The following is a 20467-nucleotide window of genomic DNA, read 5'->3' on the forward strand; positions in this document are numbered from 1 at the left end:
GCTCACTTATGCTTCATCCAGTTCTGCCACCTAATCCGCCTCCTATCGTTGAATCTTTACAACCTGTAAATCTCGCCTCGTCTGCTAGTCATACAAAGTTTCTTTCAGGTGTAGATACTGGAACACACGAAAAGACAGACAAATCCAAGCAGCCCAAGAATTTGGCTCAGTTGGCAATTTCGGGTAACACTAAGAGCGATCTTTTATTGTCAACTCCGATAAACTCAACTCAAGATCGCTTGGTAGTTGCTGAAACTTCTTCTGCACCTCATTCACCAGAAACCTTTCCACCAGAAAGTTCCCCACTCCCCGGTTCTGCAACTGCTGGGCTTTTGGGGCAGCCGCTGGTTGTTGGTTATCCCACGCAAGAGGTTACAACCTCTAATCGCCAAGTTAAAAAAGACACAAAGACAAGCCCGAGCGTCGAACCCCGCCACTCGGAACTTCTGATGTCGGCACTGCGCAAACGGGAGATGCAAAGAGAAGCCGTTGCCTTGCAAAGAAAAGTTGGAGCGGAGGCTTTAGACGAAGACGCAAAGGGTGAAGCTTCTCAAAAACTCGGTCAGCGATGTCTGACGACAAGCTGCTTTGCGTCTACGCTACCTCCAAACTCTAGTGGTGGAGCAAAATCAACCTTTTTGGACTCTTCTAGCTTTAGCTATAAAGTTTCTCCAAGCCCACTTGTCGCCCAATCTCCACGCCCTCTGCAAATTGCCCCAACTGTCACAAACAGCAATAAATTAGTTAAATCCAAGGCGGAAATTTTAGCTGAGAAGTTAACTCAACAAAAACAGCAACGCGATATTACTGCACAACAGTCTCTAAAAAAAGACAATATCTCTGTATCTGCTGCCGATCTTGCACCGAGTTCTCAATCAGTACAAAATCTTATAACATTTAAGTCTCGTAACCCGACAAACAAACTCTCAGCGCCGATCGCTGTAGAATTTAAGTCTCAAGTCCAGCAACAAAGCCAAGTACCAACGCCTACACCACAAGTAAATACCACTCAGCCACAAGCTCAACCATCTGGTACAACTGCGCCAGCTACCACACCGCCAGCCGGGCCAAGAACTGTAGAAGTCACTTCAGATCGGCAAGAGTATGACGAGAAACAGCGAATTATTACAGCTGTAGGTAATGTAGTTGTGCGATTTGATGGGGCAGTGGTGGATGCCGATCGCTTACAAGTTAATTTGGACAACTTGATTGCTGCGGGTGAAGGCAACGTCACCTTAACCCGGGGCGATCAGATACTACGCGGACAACGCTTCACCTATAACTTCGTTCAAGATCGTGGGGAACTGGAAAATGGTAGAGGAGAAATTTACGTACCCTCAGCCCAAACAGATTTTGCTTTTTCACCCACAGCTATAAGTGCTGGTGGAGTTTCAAGACTTCCGCCTAGCGATCGCATTCGAGCCGATCAGCCCCTTTCCGGTGTGAGTAGCCCTGGAGGAATTAATGTGACATTTGGTGGTCAGTCAGATGCTAGCAACATCCCGCGATCGAAAACAGGGGGTGTAGTCAATCGGCTGAGGTTTGAAGCTGAACAAATTGATTTTTATCCGCAAGGCTGGCAAGCAAGCAATGTCCGCATCACCAACGATCCTTTTTCGCCCCCGGAATTAGAATTACGCGCAGATAAAGTAACTTTGACGCGAGAATCACCTTTGGTAGACCGCATCAGGACACAGCGACAGCGTTTGGTATTGGATCAAACAGTCTCCTTACCAATTCCTTTGAATGAGCGTACTATTGACCGCCGAGAGCGGGACGCTTCACCTGCAATAGTCTCCCCCGGCTACGATGGAGAAGATCGGGGTGGTTTATATATTGAGCGTGGCTTTCCACTAATCGATACAGAGCAGACACGCTGGACAATTACGCCCCAGTTATTATTACAGAGAGGTGTGCAAGAAGGCGTGGGTGACTTAGGCTCACTGTTTGCTGTGAAGACCAAGATAAATTCTGTTTTGAGTCCACGGACGATAATTCAGGGAAATGGGGAATTAACTAGTTTTAACTTGAATGACGTGGAAGATAATTTGCGGGTGAATTTAGGATTGCGTCAGATATTAGGCACTTCTCTTCCCCACACTTTGAATGTGCAATATAACTACCGCAATCGTCTCTACAACGGTACTCTGGGTTTTCAAACTGTCCAGAGCAGTTTTGGCGGCATTATTACCTCTCCGGTGATTCCTTTAGGAAAAAGTGGTATCAACCTCAACTACCAGGCAAGTGCCCAGTATATCGATGCCAACACCGATCGCCTAGACTTGCTAGAACCAGTGCGGGAAAACAATCGCATTTCGCTTGGTCGTTTACAAGGCAGTGCGACTCTCAGTAGAGGGCTGTTGCTGTGGCAGGGAAAACCATTACCACCCACTGCCAGTGAGGGGTTACGATACACCGCTACTCCTGTAGTTCCTTACTTGCTAGCGATCGCTAGCCTCACAGGCACTACCAGCTATTACACCAATGGTGATAACCAAAGTACTCTAACTAGTACAATTGGCTTACAAGGGCAAATTGGCCATTTTTCCCGACCTTTTTTCGACTATACCGCCTTTAATATCAGTTACTCTCAAGGCTTAAATAGCGGATTATCACCCTTTTTGTTTGACCGCTCCGTTGATAACAAAGTATTGACCGCTGGAATATCACAGCAAATCTACGGCCCTTTTCGCTTAGGCTTTCAAACATCTGTTAACTTGGATACTGGTAAGGAAACTAGCACCGACTACATTTTGGAATATAGCCGTCGCACCTATGGCATCACCTTACGTTACAATCCGGTGTTGGAGTTAGGCGGCATCAGCTTCCGAATTAGTGATTTTAACTGGGGTGGCGGCACCGATCCATTTTCGCAAGTTAAGCCAGTAGTAAACGGCGTACAACAGGATTATTAGTCTAAGGACTAGGGACGACTCGACAGGCGATCGATCTCACAATTAGTTAATGCCGCGCCAGGTATTCTCAAGCTGGCATAGTCGCCGCTTAGTTGAACGCGTGATGGTGGTTGATGTAGGGTTACACAACATCTGTGAACTGCGGCTTGGTATTCTCGCCATTGCCTACGGATTGCAATACTTGCAGCATCGTTACCTAAGTCGGAAAATCTTAGCCCCGCTCGCATCAGCCAAGATTCTACGTCAGTTGTTTCACCAACTATTTCTGGAGTGGGATTAATCTTTTTCATGAGTAATATCTTATACGTGTATTCTCAATTACTCATTTCACTTTAAAAGAAAGTATCAATACTAGCCAATATCATTTTTTATCAAAATCATCAATAAAAATTATTCATACCTGAATAGAATACTCAGGTATGAAAGAATGAATTACTATTACGGCTGGTAAACAGCATTGCTTTAGCTTGTGAATAGGCCGTTTTCTAGCTCGTAATTACTAGAAGCGATAGCCTAATCCGGCTTGGAAGCTGACAGCATCAGCATCACTATTTCTGTAAGCGTCAATACCCCATTTAGTATCGCCGTAGGCAATGACATTTTTGCTAACTTCTGATTCAATCCCAAGGGTGACTACAGGTGAATTCCGATTGCCCAATGGAGTTTTTTGACCTTCGTCAGTTACAAAGGAATAACCACCACCGAAGTAAACGTTAGTATTTTTGGCGATGGGTGCATCATAAGTCACTATGGGCATAATTGCAGCAGCATCACCACCATACAGCACAGAACCCCGCAGTGAAACAGGCGCATTCGGTACGGCGTATCGTCCTTGAATATTACCACCAATTTGTGCTTCATCGTTTCCTTGTCCGCCACTGGTTGCACCAACAGCAACACCAGCACCGATGTAATTACCGTTAGTACCGTTAGTAACTGCTGTTTGAGCAGATGCAATCCCGGCTGAGAGGACAATGGAAGCAGCAGCAAAGAAAGAGGCAGCTAATTTTGTCAGTTTCATAAAGTTATTCTCACTAGAGTTAGGTAAAATCAATGTTCTCTAGTACTAGAATCTCTTTTTTTACAAAATGTAACCTCACGCACCTGGTTCACCCAAGTGGCTGAATTATTTCTCACCCACCTGGGTGTAACAACTGAAATATTTAGATATAGCAAGGGACTGGGGACTGGTGACTGGGGATTGGGTGAAAAGTCTTGTTGTGTCTAAGTTTTATCATCTGTTAATGTCCTAACCACGTTGGCTTGTGCTATAACAGTTATTTCTTTAAAAAGCGCTGACGTAGACGAGAGATAAAAATATTTACTTCTGGTATTTTCAGCCAGGAAGCGATCGCCGCAAACACTGCAATCCCCACGAAGCCAGATATACACAATTGCAACACCAGAATCAGTAAACCCGTTTTACCTAACAACTGCTGAGAACCAACCAAAGTCCCATAGCTTGCTACCCCAGCTACCACGCTACCACCAGCCAAACCCAGAATCGGCAAACTCCACTCGCGCCAAGGTAAACCATTGAGTTTGCGATCGAGCAACCATAACAGCATTAACATTGAGCTACAATTTACACCCACTGTTGCTAATACCAAACCGGGAGCGCCAAAAGGTTTAACGAAAAACCAATCTAATAAAATATTAAGCAAGATGTTAAAAATACTGATGCGAAAAGGTGTCTGTCCATCGCCTAAAGCATAGAATACCCGCACCAAAACATCACGCCCCAAATAGACAAACATCCCAATTCCATAAGCTACTAGTAAGGATGAAACTAGCTGTGTGGCTTCTGGCTTGAAAGCACCGCGCTCATATACCACCTGTACAATGGGTACTGATAGCGACACCATCAACGCTCCTAGCGGTAGCATGGTAAAAGCAGTGAGTAGAAGTCCTTGGCGAATCCGTAATTTTAAATCCTGCCAATTTTCGGGGCTAGATAGTTTGGCAAATATCGGTAATAGAGGCAGTAAAATGATATTAGAAATAATCCCCAAGGGAGTTTGGACTAATAGATTGGCATAGTTAAATCCTGCCGCCGCACCAGGGATAGGACTAGCAAAATAAAGGTCAGTGGCAACATTAATTGGCATCATTCCAGAGGAAACTGTTGCCGGAGTCATGATTTTGATAACTTCTTGAACGCCTGGGGATTTAAAATCAAACCGCAGGCGTAATGTGCCTAATCCTAACCGCCACTGGACAATTAGCTGCACTACCCACTGGAGAATTGCTCCTGCCAAGGTTCCCCAAGCTAAGACCATTCCCCCGATTAAAGCGTACTCCGGTTTAATAATATTCTTGCCCAGTTGCATCGCTAAGATAGCAAGACCGCCAACAACAGTAATACTAGATAATAGGGGACTAATGGAGAGTAACCAATATTGATTGGCTGTATTGAGAGTACCAAAGCCAATGCCAATTAAACCGGCAAATAAAGCCATCGGGGCCATAATGCGGAGTTGTTGAATAGCGATCGCTCTGGTTGTTTCCTCCAAACCATGACCGACTAAATCAACGATCGCATCTGCAAATAGAACTTGAGCCACTGTCACCAGCAACAGCACTCCACCTACCAGCGTTGTCACGGTTTCCACAAGGGGAGCCGCTTCTTCTCGCCGCCGCTTGGCTAAAACGCTGACGAGCGCACTGTGTAATGGCCCATTTACGCCACCGAGTAAGATCAATAGAAAGCCAGGGATAATATAGGCATAACTATAAGCCGTAGCAGCAGCACCAACACCAAATGCGGCAGCGATCGCTTGCTGCCGCACTAAACCGAAGACTTTACTAATTAATGTGGCTGCGGCAACAATGCCAGCAATTCCAGCGAAGGAACGAGAGGGTTTTTGATCTTGTTGTGTCACGAATAATACCCGACAGCTCTTGCAGAGTGCATACTTTAAAACATTTAACCCGAAATTCCGCAGTCTGTCAGGTAAATTTTGACAAATTAGTAATTTTATAGCTGTAGTCACATAGGTTAGGACAGTGTTGATTGCTCAAAGCCATGAAGCAACTGGGTCTATACTCAGCACCGGCTAAACGCCCCGCTGACGCTAACAGCACTCAGAACTCAGCACTTTGCTATAAATGCCTACGCCAACGGCAAAGGCAAAGCGATATCTACGGTAAATGCTCGCCTACGCTCAAAATTAAATTCCTGAATTGCTATAATACAGCGAATTACAAGTTAGTTAGATCGCGATTTCAAAGGGGTCAGACGGATTTTCTGATTTGCCTTGACAACACTAACTTAGTGACAGCCAAGCTTTAAGTTTGTAGTGAATATACCCAAATAAACTTTGCGCTCCTCTGTGTTTCAATTAAACCCTCAATTGACGACGAATTTACACAATTGCGTACTTAGTTATCTCCTCTATTGTGTACAAGCCAAAATTATTTTTTAATCCATTACAAGGATAGATCGAGAAAGGGGAACTATAACAATAACCATCTTCTGGGAAATAGTTGAACTAAGGATTGGGGATTGGAGACTAGAGACTGGATATCGGGCGAGATTTGAATCCCAAACAAATCTTACTCATATTTTATTCCCTAGTACCCAGTACTCAGTCCCAAAGCGCCCATTCGTCCCTACCCCAACAAGTTGCTATCCATCTGAAATTGGTGAATCCTGGACGCGGCCAGTTGAAGACTGTAAAACTTTGCAGTTTGTCATATTTTTGACACTTGTTAACCCCATGAAGTTTGGTGTGAGGAACCTTTGTATAAAAAACGAGATAATCCAGAGCAATGGAACCCAATTCAAATTTCACAGAAAATCAACTTCTTTTATCAAGCGCTCAACTTCAAGAGCAACTAGAGCAACAAAAAGCTCTGGCAAGTGTCATTGTCCGAATTCGGGAATCTCTTGACTTAGAAACAATTTTTCAAACGACTGTTAAACAAGTGCGTCAGTTACTAAATGCCGACCGAGTAGCAGTCTTCCAGTTCGACCGCGAACAAAACTGGCAGGGAGAATTTGTTTCTGAAGATGTTGCAACTGGCTGGAACTCAGCAATGGCAATAAAAGTTTATGACCACTGCTTTGGAGAACAATTTGCTTCTAGTTATCAACAAGGTAGAGTGCAAGCAGTAGCAGATATTTACAATGCGGGACTGAGTGATTGTCATCTGGAAATTTTGAGCAAATTTCAGGTGCAGGCCAACCTCGTTGTCCCTCTATCGCGGAAGAAGGAACTGTGGGGATTGCTTTGCATTCATCAGTGCAGTGAGACTCGTGAATGGAAAGAATCGGAAATTGAGTTTATTCGTCAAATTGCTGACCATCTTATTGTTGCGATTCAACAAGCAAAGCATCTTCATGAAGTCAAATTGCAAGCTGCAAAATTGGCTCAAGCAGTTCAGCGCGACCAAGTAATAGCTAAAATTGTCGATGAAATTCGCTCGCCCCTTGATATTGAAACTATCTTTAAAACCACAACTCAAGAAATACGCAAGCTGTTGCAAGCTGACCGAGTTGCCATCTTTAGCTTCAATCCCGATTGGAGTGGTAACTTTGTTGCTGAATCATTTGCTGAAGGTTGGACTCCTTTAGTTGGTCTTCTGCCTGCGATCGCTGATAGTTATTTACAACAGACGCAAGGCGGGCGTTACGTTAACAACCAGACTTTTATAGTTAATGATATTTACCAAGCCGAATTAACAAACTGTCATGTAACTCTGTTGGAACAATTCCAGGCAAAAGCCTTTGCTACTGCCCCGATTCTCCAAGGAGATCAACTTTGGGGAATCATCGCTGCCTATCAAAATGCCTCACCCAGAGAGTGGCAATCTTATGAAGTCGAATCACTGAGCAAAATCGGCACACAAATTGGTGTCGCAGTGCGACATCATAAGTTGCTGGCATACGCTCAGTACCAAGCAGAGCAACAAAAAACATTAACTAGTGTAATTACTCGAATTCGAGAGTCTCTAGATTTAGATACAATCTTCCAAACTACTGTCACTGAGGCCCGGCGAATGCTGCAAGCAGACCGAGTGGCAGTCTTTCGTTTTGACCCGCAAAAAGATTGGGAAGGAGAATTTATTTCTGAAGATTTTGTGCCTGAGTGTAACTCGGTAATGGCAGAAAAAGTTTATGACTATTGTTTCGGAGAAAACTTTGCACCCCTTTACGCCCAAGGTCGAGTAAATGCGATCGCTGATATTTATCAAGGAAAGTTTCCCGGTTGCTACGTCCAAATCCTAGAAAAATTTCAAGTACGAGCAAATATGGTCGCACCTCTATTAAAAAAAGGTGAACTTTGGGGATTGCTGTGTATTCACCAATGTACTGCTCCTCGCTACTGGCAACCTTCTGAGATTGAATTTGCCAGTCAAATAGCCGAGCAATTAGGAGTTGCATTAAAACAGGATTCTTATTTAAAGCAAGTTCAAATGCAGGTTGTCCAGTTAGCAGAAGCCACTGAACGCGAAAAAGCAATGGAACGCCAAGAACTACTGGCTGCAACTATTGATAAAATCCGCCAGTCACTCGATATTAAAACTATTTTTAGAACTACTACTCACGCTGTGCGAGAGTTACTTGAAGTTGAGCGAATTGCAATCTACCGTTTCAACCCGGATTGGAGCGGTAAATTTGTAGCAGATTCCTTTAAAGATGGTTGGAAACCAGTTGCACAAACCCAACCAACGATTATAGAAACTTTTGAGGATACAGACGACGATAACGAACTTCCGCGTAACGAAACCTTTGTGCCGATTCGGGAAGGTGAAAAATTATGGGGATTATTAGTTGCTTATCAAAATTCGCAACCACGTTATTGGAAAGAAGAGGAAATTAATTTACTGGCTCAAGTTGGGGTGCAATTAGGAATTGCGATTCAGCAAGCAGAATTACTCGAACAAACTAAACGTCAAACCTTAGAACTTACTCAGACTCTGCAAGAATTAAAACAAACTCAAACCAGGTTAATTCAGGGTGAAAAAATGGCGGGATTAGGACAACTACTTGCTGGAGTTGCCCATGAAATTAACAATCCTATCAGTTTTATTTTTGGCAATCTTATTCATTTAAGTGAATATACTCAAGAATTACTCAAGGTAGTGAATCTTTACCGTCAACACTCTTCAATATTGCAAACTATCCAAGAGCAAATCAACAAGAGTGATTTGGACTTTATCATCGAAGATTTACCGAAAACCCTTGAGTCTATGAAAGTAGGAACAGAGCGGATTTGTGATATTGTGCTATCACTGCGAAACTTCTCTCGTACAGATGAGGCTGAATTAAAGCCAGTAGATATTCATGAAGGGTTGGATAGTACTTTGTTAATTTTAGGGCATCGCCTCAAAAATAATAACGATCGCCCAGCAATTGAGATTGTTAAACAATATGATAGTTTACCTTTGCTCGAATGCTATCCCGCGCAATTAAATCAAGTGTTTATGAATCTTTTGAGTAACAGTGTTGATGCATTAGAGGAAAAGTTTAACACTATACAGCAAAGGTATTTGAAATTATTACAAACGTGTCCGAGAATACCTTTGACTATCTGGATTAATACGCAATTAATTAATAACCAGGTTGTAATCAGAATAGCTGATAATGGTCTGGGGATTCCAGAAGAGGTGCGATCGCATATATTCGATCCCTTCTTCACTACCAAAGCACCAGGTAAAGGTACGGGGTTAGGATTATCTATTAGCCATCAAATAGTAGTCGATAAACATCATGGTCAGATGAAATGTTCCTCTAAATCAGGAGAAGGAACAGAGTTTTTAATTGAAATTCCCATTGATAATTAGAGGCGAATTTTCAAGAATTATACCAATTGTAAAAAAGAATGCGACAAACAGACCATTTGTAGAGACGCGATGAATCGCGTCTTTATCCAAGGATGTGTTGCAATCATTAATTTAATATGACGTTTGTTATACAAATTTCGGAGGTATAATGTCCCTATAGAAAATTTTATATCAAAAATCGTTGATAATTCTATAGTGAATAAAGGAGAATTAAATCATGTCTAAGGAATTAATTAAGCAAAAGCTTATTGAACACTTAAAGCTTTATGGTTTTGAATATGCTTGGTTTGAGGATGAAACTGGAGATAGTGTAAATTTTGTAGATGAAGATGGAACACTAAGTTTTTATGTTCCAGTAAAGTTTTATTCAATTGATGATAATCAAACTGATAGTATTGGTGATTATGAATTACATATTGAAGATAACTCTATCACAAGTTCGTCAGAAGTAAGAATTGTTGTTTATTGGAGTGGTGCGGACAGAAAACTTACAGATGAGTTTATAGTATGTGTTGAAGAAATTGATTTTATTGAAGAAATACCTTTTGCAATCAATAAAGTTTTATGTTCTATTGCTAATGGTAATTTTAAAGCTCAATTGCATGCTCGTATGGCCGATGTAGCAAATTACATTGCTAAGTTAAAAAATACTAACATTGACTCTGGAGGCACGGATTTTATAAAAGATAAAATAAAGCATTACCTGCCAAATTAGTTTAGTAAGCTACGTTACAGCAAGCCTAGCGTAACGATTGATTCTAAAGTATTGATGCCGTACTCTTTGCGCTAACACACCCGACTATCTACAACCCAAACTGTCTCGCGTTGACATACCTGTAACCGGATTTACCCCATCGGCTCTTTCACACAGCAGCGACACTTGATAACGGTCAATTAAAGCATCGGTAAAATCAGCACCAGTGACATCAGCATCATAAAAGCGGCTACGGGTCAAAGTGGCTTCAGTAAAGATGGCATTTTTCAGGTTAGCACCATCCATAGTGACGCGATCTACTAAAGCGCCGCTCAAGTTCGCATCTTCCAAATTTGCCTTTAATAAAACTCCTTTAGTCAGAATTGCGTTGGTTAAATTCGCTCCTTGAAAATTTGTCCCCCGCATTTCTGCTGCGACAAAAGTTACCCCTGCCAAATCAGTATGAGAAAAGTCACGATTTTCTAAATTTATATTGTTGTAATTGATTGTGTTTATCTGAGCAAAAGCCGGCTTGGGATTAAGTATTATCCACCCAAAGGCTAGTAGCAAAATTACAATCAAACCCAAAAAGTGCAGTAAAATCTTTTTCATAACTTTATTATTTTTCAGTAGTCCGTTGTCATTAGTCCTTTGTCCTTTGTTAGTTAACAATGACTAATGACTAATGACTAATGACTAATGATTAATGATTCTTGCCTATTTCCAATCTTTACCAATGCGGATTGTCAGATCGGATTCTAAATCACCAATGGCAGAGACCTCGATTTGACCCAAGCCTAAGACTTTTTGCAAATCAACCCCAACTCGTCGGTTGCCTTTTTGGACAATAATCTGAGTTTGACGTTGGGTATCCGGCCAATCAGGCACTTTGTAAATATTATTAAAGCCTTTCTGTTTCAGATAAGCAATAACTTTTTCAGTTAGCTGAGGTTGATTAGAAGCATTTTGAATAGCAATTTTGAGGTTAGGAACCTGACGCATATCTGGCTTTAGACCAGGTACATTTACCCCAACATAATCATTCAACAGGCTCTGTTGTCCAGTCATATTCAGCCAATAGCTATCAGGGTCTTTGCTAAAGCGGCTAAAGGTACCAGGCAACACAGTCATTTGGAAATTATCTCGATCTAGGTTAAGTCCGAAATTGACCAACGCCATCATTTCTTCCATCTTCAGGTTGGTATCAAAATATTTTCGCATTAAGCGAGTTAATTGAGGCAACCTGGGTAATATGGTGGGACTATTTAAGCGTTGCAGCAAGGCAGCTGTTAGTGCTTGCTGACGCTGCACTCTCGGTAAATCTCCCAAACCTGGTTCGCGGAATCGGGCAAACTGTTCTGCTTGTTCGCCATTAAGGGTTTGCCAGCCACTGACTAAATTAATCGACAGCCGACTGCTGGAGTCTTTATATTCCATTGATTGGGGAACAAAGACTTCTACTCCGCCTAACTGATCGACTAACTGCCGTAAGCCGCTAGTAGAAATACGGATGTAACGATCGATTGGGGCATTATTTAAGGTACGGCTAACTACCCGTGCTGCTAAGACTGGGCCGCCTTTGGCATTGGCATCAGATACCTTAGTTAATCCCTTTTCTCCCTTTTCGGGGATGGCGATCATTGTATCTCTGGGAATGGAAAGCACTCTTACAGATTTTTCACTAGGGTTAAGCCGTACCAGCAGCATGGAGTCGCTTTTCCCGGCAAAGCTTTCTGGTGAGCCATCAACGGTACCGCTGACTGGTTCAATCCCCATGATTAAAATATTCATCGGACGTGAAAGCTTGTACTGGGAGAGTTTACCCCATAACTCCCCTGGTAATGGGATTTTTACTTCGTCTTTAGCAGCAGTTCCTAAATCGTCATCTGTTCGATCTAGATTGCTCCATAAAGGAGTCCACAGCGCTAACGTTGACACCAGCAGCCCAGATAAGATAATGCCAATGACAACCGTCATAAACCATAACAGCCATCGAGGCATGGTTAAGCCCAGTCTCTCAGAAAGCTGATTGGGAAACGCGCCCACAGATTCGATGACGCTACGGTTCGGATTCGCTGGCAGCTTTAGTTCGACCTCCTCCTCTGAGTCGGCTACTGGTGCTGGTGTTACTTGATTTTCTGTCTGTTGAATTTGCGACGATCGCACGTCACTTTCAAACTCTACTACTTGCTGAGACGTAACCGGATTTTCCGACCATTCGACTTGTTTTATCACAATTATCTCCCCACTCAACCACTCCCTAAAAGTATGTTAATCCAAGCTACAAATATTGCCAGTGGAAAAGCTCACTGTAAACTTGTAATGTTCTTCGGTAGGCGTGTATGACAACATGAATACTTTATTGTTCCCCGTAATCCTAGCTGGTGGTAAAGGTGAACGTTTTTGGCCCCTAAGCCGCAAAGACCGACCCAAGCAATTTTTAAGTCTTGATGGTAGCTCTAGAAGTCTATTACAAGCAACCGCCGATCGATTGATTGAACTCGGTGGCGGGTGGGATTTCTTGTGGGTTATCACTTCTAGTCAGATAGCTGAAGGCGTAAGACAACAACTACCCGATCTACCAGTTGAAAACTTGCTGATTGAGTCGGAAGGCAGAGACACAGCCGCCGCCGTTGCTTGGACAAGTTTAGAAATCAAACAGCGCTATGGTGAAGACGCTGTGATTGGCTTTTTCCCTGCTGACCACTGGATTGCTGACCAAGAGGCGTTTGCACGCACATTAAATGCAGCTACGCAACTGGCAACAAGCACAGCAGCGATCGTTACACTGGGGATCAAGCCTACTTTTCCATCAACCGGTTACGGCTACATTGAACAAGGTGAAAAAATAGGTAGCTTTAATGAGTTGCCAGCTTATCACGTGAACCGCTTTACTGAAAAGCCCGACCGAGAAACGGCAGAGACTTTTTTATCTACGGGACGTTTTAGCTGGAATAGTGGAATGTTCGTTTTTCGGGCAGGGGTTGTTCTCAAGGAACTACATACCCATGCTCCAGAAATTATCGAACCTTTAGAACAACATGGCCCTGATATCTATCCCCAGTTGCCTAAGAAGAGTATAGACTATGCGTTAATGGAAAAGACAACTCTAGCATACGTTTTGCCAGTTGATTTTGGTTGGGATGATTTAGGAGATTGGAATGCGATCGAACGCTTACTGAAGACAGAAGAGACTCCGAATGTGGAACTCGCTACTCACGTCGGTTTAGATACGCAAGGGGCGATTATTTACGCCTCAAATCCAGAAGATGTAGTTGTTACTATTGGTTTAGAGGATGTAGTGATTGTGCGCGATCGCAATGTCACCCTCGTTGTCAAAAAAGAACGTACCCAGGAAATCAAGCAGATCCTTAAAATTATCCAAAGCGATTCCCGATTTACCGACCTGCTATAAAAGTTAGAACCCTTGGCAGAGGCGAAAAAGTCTGTTTTCCCATTATAACTTGACAGTCTATTATTTTATCTGACAGTTATGGACATTATTAGCTTTGAGCCTCTGGCCAAGACAATAGCAATCGATTCTATTACTGCCTATCAAAAATACATTTCTCCGTCCAAAGGATTTTCTTGTTCCCATCGCTTGTTACACGGCGAGGATTCTTGCTCTAGTTACGTCAAACGGATGCTGAACGAACAGAAGCTCCACCAAGCCGTACAATCATCCATCAAAAGATTTCAAGAATGTGCGGCAGCTAGCAAGACTTTAACAAGCACCAAAACTAGAGCCGATTTCCGTTGTATTGTCATCCCCTGCTGTCTACCTCTTTAACTCCTCTGCCTTTTTGCAGTTTTTTACAAAAATGTTCCTCACCCAAACTGTTCCCCGTCAACGAGAAATTCTGGAAGTCTTCCTTCGCAATGGCTGGGACTATATGCGAAGGTTACTTACTGGTGGCAAAGCTGATGAACCCCAGCTTCCAACACCTGCGGTTTTAAAAAATATCCTGGTAGACTTGGGGCCAGTTTACGTCAAACTTGGTCAGTTAATGTCTACCCGCCCTGACTTACTGAGCGCCTCCTATATTGAGGAATTGTCAACTCTACAAGATGAAGTACCACCAGTTCCTTGGTCAGAGATAGAAATAATCCTCCGCAAAGAATTAAAACGTCCATTAGCAGAAACCTTCAGCACAGTTAACCCAATCCCCGTAGCAGCCGGATCGATTGCCCAGACACATCGAGCTACACTAGCAGACGGTCGAGAAGTCGCTCTAAAAGTGCAACGTCCGGGAATTGATATTACTATTGGTCAAGATATTGCTTTAATTCAAGGTATTGCCGATTTAGTGGCGCGGACTGATTTTGGGCAAACCTACGAAATCAAATCCATTGCCGAAGAATTTACCAAAGCCTTAGAAGCTGAATTGGATTTTACACGGGAAGCGGGTTTTACAGACCAACTGCGGCGCAACTTATCTCAGAGTCGCTGGTACGATCCCACACAAATAGTGGTTGCGGAAATTAACTGGGAATTGACCACACCAAAGTTACTGGTAATGGAATGGTTGGATGGGATACCTTTCTTGGCGGCAGATTTGGATAGTGACCCCAATGTTAAAGATCCGGCCGAAAAGCGTAAAGAAATAACTACCTTGTTATTTCGGGTATTTTTCCAGCAACTATATATTGATGGTTTTTTTCACGCCGATCCCCATCCAGGAAACTTGTTTTATCTCAAAGATGGTCGTGTTGCCCTCTTAGATTGTGGCATGGTGGGAAGACTCGATCCCCGGACACAGCAGATATTAACAGAGATGTTGTTAGCGATCGTTGATTTAGATGCTCAAAGGTGCGCTCAGTTAACTTTACAGCTATCAGATTCCGCTCAACCGGTGATTTTGTCGCGGTTAGAAAATGATTACGATCGCATGTTACGTAAGTATCACAACGTTAGCCTCACGCAAATAAACTTCAGTCAGATAATTTATGAAGTTTTACAGGTTGCCCGCAACAATAAAATTAGGTTGCCTAGTAATATGGGTTTGTATGCCAAAACCCTAGCAAATTTAGAAGGGGTAGCGCGGACATTCAACCCAGAACTGAATTTTTTTGATGAAGTTAAACCATTAATTACAGACTTGTTTCGTCGGCAATTACTGGGCGATAATCCAGTGCGATCGCTATTACGGACAGCCTTAGATATTAAAAGTCTGTCTCTCCAATCTCCCCGCCAAATCGAACTATTATTAGACCGAGTTACTTCAGAGACCTTACAGTGGAATCTATCACTGCGGGGTTTAGATGGTGTACGGCGCACTATGGACGATGCCGCTAACCGACTATCTTTTAGTATTTTAGTGGGTTCGCTGATTATGGGTGCGGCAATTATTTCCACCAGAGCGCAAACAACTCAGCTATCTTTTTTAAGCACCATCCTGTTTGCAGTCGCTAGTTTATTGGGTTTGTGGTTAATTATTAGTACATTGCGATCGGGACGTTTACGGTAAAATAATTTTGAATTTTAGACTTTGAATTGAAGGAAAAATCTAAAATTCAAAATTTAATGACTCATGCCGTTTGGATTTTCAGCGAAAAAACAGCGATCGCCAAATAGACAACCAACAGGCAAAGCTTCTGGACTGGGTTGGCTATCAGAAACTAGGATAAAATCGATTTGAGGAAGCGATCGCTATTAATGCCAAAGATGCCCCAAAGCGATCGCCAATTACCTCTGATACCAGCTGGTTGTAAGTTAGAAAGCATCAGTTAAAAAACTTGAGTCATCGACTTAGTACCCATTCTGACAGCCAAATTGTACTTCATCTTGATGAAAAGTTTAGCATCGAATGTTTGCAATATTTGCGGGGTGAATTCGCATTTATCTTGTGGCATGAAGCGAGGCAGGTTTTATTTAACGTGAGTTCGATGAACCTCTCCCTCGCAACCTCCCTCTCCCACGGGGAAAGAGAGGAGCAAAAATTAGGGTTTTGGCTCCCCTCTCCGACACGGAGAGGGGTTGGGGGAGAGGTAAAAAAAGGGCTTGTCGAACTCACGTTATTTGCTGCCTGCGATCGCTTCGGTATTAAGCCACTTTTCTATACAACGGTCGGTAACACGCTTTATTTGTCGTCAGAAGTCAAAGCGCTATTTGGTGCAGACGTTTAGCTTGTCAAAAGTATTACTTATTATCTAAATTTTTGACCGTCTGATTAACCGCGAAAAATACTACTATTTGGTTACTAGAACCTCATCAAATGCAGTATTTACAGATACTTCGCTCCAAGCATCTAATTCTCCTTTCATAAACTCTAATGCACGATCGATAATCTCTACTGCATCTGCTCCCAAGGCTAATCTCTGTGGTGGATTATCACTATCAACCACTTGAATCATTGCTAAAGCAGCTTTTTTGGGATCGCCTGGTTGTTTACCATGATCGTCTAACATCTCTTGACGACTGTTATTAACCAATTCCTTATAGTCATCTATTTGACTATCATTGGCAACAAAAGAACGTTTAATAAAATCTGTTTTAAAACTGCCAGGTTCAACTGCTGTAACTTTTATACCAAACGGTGCAACTTCGTAAGCTAATGAACCGGAAATACCTTCTAGTGCCAGTTTACTACTGCCGTAAAATCCACCAGTTGGTTCTGCCATAAAGCAAGCTGTTGATGAAATATTCAGGATATGCCCACTACGTTGCTTTCGCATATAAGGTAGTACTGCTCGAAGCGTTTCTAAAACACCAAAGAAGTTGGTTTCAAATTGATAGCGAACTTCCTCATCACTAATTTCTTCAACTACCCCTCCAATTTTATATCCAGCATTATTAACAAGTACATCAATGCGTCCAAACTCGGCAATTGCCTGTTTCACTGCTTCCTGTACCTCTTCGGGTTTCGTGACATCAAGTTGCAGCGCTAATGTCCGATCCGGAAAGCTTGCTGCTAAATCTTCTATCTGTTGTGGATTCCGTGCCGTTAGCACCACAATCTCACCTCGCTCAAGCACTGTTTCTGCTAATGCTCGACCTAAGCCACTTGAGGTTCCAGTGATAAACCATACTCGTGTCTCTTGAACTGAGGATACTACCATAGAATTCTCCATTTATAACAAGCGTTACTAAGCTAAAAGAAATTGAATTGCAGCATAAAAATGCATATCTCTTGTGGAGTGGACATACAAAATCCACCCAGATGCACAATTGAAACGCACATTTGCTTACTGGATGTTGCCAGATGTTTCCTGCATCTTCTTGCGGAGACTAAGTGGTCTCATATCAGTCCAGACTTCTTTGATGTAATCCAGACATTCTTGCTTCAAACCTTTTTTTCCAACATCTTTCCAACCAACAGCGTTTTCGCGATCGGATGCCCAAATGGAATACTGTTCTTCATGATTCACTACCACTTTGTAAATTGTTGTGTCTTCTTTTTCGTCTTGATACATAATTAACCTCGTGACATTTAATTAAATATGCTTTGTAATTTGGTACTAATTTCGGGTATTAGTCTTAATAAGATTTACGCTTAAATTTCCCGATCATACTAGTAATATATCTCAGTCTTATTTGCTCTTAAAAACAACTCATTATACATATTTTTCTGTAGACTATTCTCTCTTTTATGATTCCTGTATTTTATGATTTGCTTGCTTCAAGTTGAAGTGAACTTAAAGATTTAAATTCCAAAATTGTTAATATTAATACAATTAACATAAATAAAACATCTGCCAAAAGCATTCCATAATATATGCCTCTTACCCCTGATATTTTTGAAAAGAATAATATCATGGGTATTGTTAAAATTATACTTTTTAACAAAATTACTACTAATACAGTTTTGCCTTTGCCTATAGATAGAAAAAGAGTATTGCTAAAATGTGCTAAAGGCCATATAGGTATTGATATTGTGAGAATTATAAAATTTAACAGGTCATCTTTTGTAAAATTAATTCCCGGTAGAATTATACCCAAAAATTTACTTGGGATTAATTGTAAAGGCAACCAAATTAATATTGACAAAAGAGTTCCAATAATTGCAAAAGTTAAATATGCTTTTTTTATCCTGCCATAATTTTGTGCGCCATAATTCATGCCAATTATAGGTTGTAATGCTTGGGCAAAACCAATGATGGGAATAAAGACAAATAAAGATACATTTGCTGTTGCTCCAAAGAAAGCAATATCACTATTTGTTCCGTAGTAAGAAATTAAATTAAAAATCACCAAATCTTGAATCAACAATGTCAATGGATAAAATAATTCTGATATCCCTATGAAGAATATTGCACGTAGTAAATCTCTAGCGATCGCAATTTTTTTAAAATTAACTGGAATAGAACTTTTACCAGATATAAAATAACCTAAATTGACAACGCTATAAACAATCATCGCTATAAATGTTGCAAAAGCAATACCTTGAGTTCCCCAATTAAATACACTAATAAATATATAATTTAAGGAAATGTTAACGATAACAAACAGCCAGTCAAATATTGTGGTTAACCTAATTTTTCCCTCTGATTTTATAACACGGCTACAAGCTTCTCCTACTATCAGAAATAATGAGCCTAGTATATAAATTTTAAAATATTTTGTGCCTTCTAAAGCAACTTCACCGCTTCCTCCTATTAATACAATTAATTCTTTACCAAAGCTGTAACCAAAAATTGTGATAAAAAATGATATTGCAACACTCATCACAATTAGATTACTAAATATTTTGGACTGAGTTTTGATATCTCCAGCACCTATAGCTCGACTAAGAACAGAAGCAGAACCTACCCCAACTAACAGAGCAAATCCATTGATAATACTTGTAAATGGTAGTGCAAGTGAAATACCCGCCAAAGCAGTTTCACCAATGAATCGTCCTGCAAATAAAGCATCAATAAAAGTGTTTAAACTAAGCATCAATATCCCCAAAGTACTGGGAATTGATAACTTAAACATCAACTGAACAAGATTACCTTGAAGAATTTCATTTGTAATTTGGGATTGTTTTTGTAAAGTCATTTTTTAGTTTTTGGATGATTTCTGTTTACTCAACCTTAACCAAACGGCTAACGCGATATTGTCTCACTGCTTCTAACTCCATCTCTTTTGCTGAGTTAAATGCACTCATGACCTCACCACAGACTTCTATTCTGGCTTCATAGGCACCTGATGTACTACCATCTGGAACTACAAAATCAATACGAACTTCTGCCCAGTCAGCATTCTGTCCTTCAGCTACTTCTTCCATCGCCAGAACTTTACCTGCTTTCAAGTAATCTAACCAGTTCCAACCAGACTGCATCCAAATTTCGCGTTCAACACTTTGCTCAAATTCGCTCAAACCAGTCCATCCTCGGTAGTATTGACGCAAACCAGAAACTGAACCGTTTCGCTGCACCAATAAATCCAATACATCTGGCTGTAAGTGCCCCCATAAGCAGCCTTGGGGTAAATCAACTAAGGTAGGAGCAAACTGATGACCACCAAAGTGAGTTGTTTGCCAAACTCTTAACTTTCCATTAGAAGTAGGAGCATATTCTTTACGTAATCGTCGATAGATAGGAGTCCCAAATCTGCCACAAGCAAGGTCAACTTGAGCATGGGTGCAAACCATGAGTTCACGAATGTGACTTGTTTGTTGTATATATTGCTGAAATTCTGATAAATTATTGGGTTGTTGCATTAACTGCTTGAATATTGCTGTCACCAAAGCAGCCGCTTTGCTTTCTGGAACAACAAATTCCTGTTTCTCAAACTGAGAAAAAAGCTTTGCAGGACGGTAGTAGTAAAACACGCGGGTAAAGCCAGGATGAGAATACTCGCCATCAGGAGCAATTAGCATTGGTTTCAACTTGATTCCATGCTTAAAAATTAACTCTTCAAATAAACTCACCAATGGCTTAATAGTTGGATTTTCTTGAAATATTTCTTGCGGCCAAGGTTGTGGAACTTCCATAATCAACCAATGCTCACAAGTACCTGCTGTCCCAATTGGATCTTCTCCATTAGCTTGAGAAACCAAAGAGCAAAAACGACAGTCACTTGTAAGAAGTTGGTGAGTATGTTTTGACATATTTCCTATCTCTGTTCTAGTTATTATTCAAAAAG

The 20467-nt window shown here is 41.5% G+C and carries 16 protein-coding genes; 7 read left to right on the forward strand and 9 right to left on the reverse strand.

Annotated features, from left to right (window positions below; translation table 11 throughout):
- Positions 1-8: 8 nt before the first annotated feature.
- Entirely contained in the window at positions 9-2915 is a 2907-nt protein-coding gene (locus tag RMZ95_RS22820; RefSeq protein WP_322686247.1) for a DUF3769 domain-containing protein, read from the forward strand.
- 8 nt (positions 2916-2923) lie between these two features.
- On the opposite strand, the gene RMZ95_RS22825 is transcribed toward RMZ95_RS22820, so the two are convergent.
- The 3 genes from RMZ95_RS22825 to murJ all read right to left on the reverse strand — a co-directional run bounded on the left by RMZ95_RS22825 (position 2924) and on the right by murJ (position 5797).
- Positions 2924-3205 carry a hypothetical protein gene (locus tag RMZ95_RS22825; protein ID WP_322686246.1) on the reverse strand — a complete coding sequence of 94 codons (282 nt, stop codon included), beginning with the start codon at positions 3203-3205 and terminating at the stop codon, positions 2924-2926.
- Positions 3206-3414: 209 nt separating this feature from the next.
- On the reverse strand, positions 3415-3936 hold the full coding sequence (locus RMZ95_RS22830) for an outer membrane beta-barrel protein (RefSeq protein ID WP_322671050.1): 522 nt from the start codon (positions 3934-3936) through the stop codon (positions 3415-3417).
- Between the two features lie 256 nt (positions 3937-4192).
- Positions 4193-5797, reverse strand: a complete 1605-nt coding sequence (gene murJ / locus RMZ95_RS22835) for a murein biosynthesis integral membrane protein MurJ (RefSeq protein ID WP_322686245.1) — start codon at positions 5795-5797, stop codon at positions 4193-4195.
- Positions 5798-6686: 889 nt separating this feature from the next.
- Between murJ and RMZ95_RS22840 the strand changes: the two genes are divergently transcribed.
- Positions 6687-9704 carry a GAF domain-containing protein gene (locus RMZ95_RS22840; RefSeq protein WP_322686244.1) on the forward strand — a complete coding sequence of 1006 codons (3018 nt, stop codon included), beginning with the start codon at positions 6687-6689 and terminating at the stop codon, positions 9702-9704.
- Positions 9705-9921: 217 nt separating this feature from the next.
- Positions 9922-10419, forward strand: a complete 498-nt coding sequence (locus RMZ95_RS22845; RefSeq protein WP_322686243.1) for a hypothetical protein — start codon at positions 9922-9924, stop codon at positions 10417-10419.
- Positions 10420-10503: 84 nt separating this feature from the next.
- Here the strand turns inward: RMZ95_RS22845 and RMZ95_RS22850 are convergent, their stop codons facing one another.
- Complete coding sequence (locus RMZ95_RS22850) at positions 10504-11010, reverse strand: pentapeptide repeat-containing protein (RefSeq protein ID WP_322686242.1); 507 nt, start codon at positions 11008-11010, stop codon at positions 10504-10506.
- A 105-nt stretch (positions 11011-11115) separates the two neighbouring features.
- Positions 11116-12633: an LCP family protein gene (locus RMZ95_RS22855; RefSeq protein ID WP_322686241.1), complete on the reverse strand. Its 1518-nt coding sequence runs from the start codon at positions 12631-12633 to the stop codon at positions 11116-11118.
- Between the two features lie 115 nt (positions 12634-12748).
- Here RMZ95_RS22855 and RMZ95_RS22860 point away from each other — a divergent pair, with 115 nt between their 5' ends.
- The 4 genes from RMZ95_RS22860 to RMZ95_RS22875 all read left to right on the forward strand — a co-directional run bounded on the left by RMZ95_RS22860 (position 12749) and on the right by RMZ95_RS22875 (position 16524).
- Positions 12749-13813 (forward strand): mannose-1-phosphate guanylyltransferase, encoded by a 1065-nt coding sequence (locus RMZ95_RS22860; RefSeq protein WP_322686240.1) that lies wholly within the window; start codon positions 12749-12751, stop codon positions 13811-13813.
- Between the two features lie 78 nt (positions 13814-13891).
- Positions 13892-14188: a membrane protein insertion efficiency factor YidD gene (gene yidD, locus RMZ95_RS22865; protein WP_322686239.1), complete on the forward strand. Its 297-nt coding sequence runs from the start codon at positions 13892-13894 to the stop codon at positions 14186-14188.
- A 31-nt stretch (positions 14189-14219) separates the two neighbouring features.
- On the forward strand, positions 14220-15866 hold the full coding sequence (locus tag RMZ95_RS22870) for an AarF/ABC1/UbiB kinase family protein (RefSeq protein WP_322686238.1): 1647 nt from the start codon (positions 14220-14222) through the stop codon (positions 15864-15866).
- A 268-nt stretch (positions 15867-16134) separates the two neighbouring features.
- Complete coding sequence (locus RMZ95_RS22875; protein WP_322686237.1) at positions 16135-16524, forward strand: hypothetical protein; 390 nt, start codon at positions 16135-16137, stop codon at positions 16522-16524.
- A gap of 63 nt (positions 16525-16587) precedes the next feature.
- Here RMZ95_RS22875 and RMZ95_RS22880 read toward each other — a convergent pair whose 3' ends face one another.
- The 4 genes from RMZ95_RS22880 to RMZ95_RS22895 form a co-directional block, all read right to left on the reverse strand.
- Positions 16588-17457, reverse strand: a complete 870-nt coding sequence (locus RMZ95_RS22880) for an oxidoreductase (RefSeq protein WP_322671040.1) — start codon at positions 17455-17457, stop codon at positions 16588-16590.
- 126 nt (positions 17458-17583) lie between these two features.
- The gene (locus tag RMZ95_RS22885; RefSeq protein WP_322671039.1) at positions 17584-17811 is read right to left on the reverse strand and encodes an MbtH family protein; all 228 of its coding nucleotides are present in this window, start codon (positions 17809-17811) and stop codon (positions 17584-17586) included.
- A gap of 190 nt (positions 17812-18001) precedes the next feature.
- Positions 18002-19378, reverse strand: a complete 1377-nt coding sequence (locus RMZ95_RS22890) for an MATE family efflux transporter (protein ID WP_322671038.1) — start codon at positions 19376-19378, stop codon at positions 18002-18004.
- 25 nt (positions 19379-19403) lie between these two features.
- Positions 19404-20432, reverse strand: coding sequence for a sucrase ferredoxin (locus RMZ95_RS22895; RefSeq protein ID WP_322671037.1), 1029 nt, complete (start codon positions 20430-20432; stop codon positions 19404-19406).
- Positions 20433-20467: the final 35 nt, after the last annotated feature.

The sequence above is a fragment of the Nostoc sp. DedQUE07 genome (assembly GCF_034530975.2).
Lineage (GTDB): Bacteria > Cyanobacteriota > Cyanobacteriia > Cyanobacteriales > Nostocaceae > Nostoc.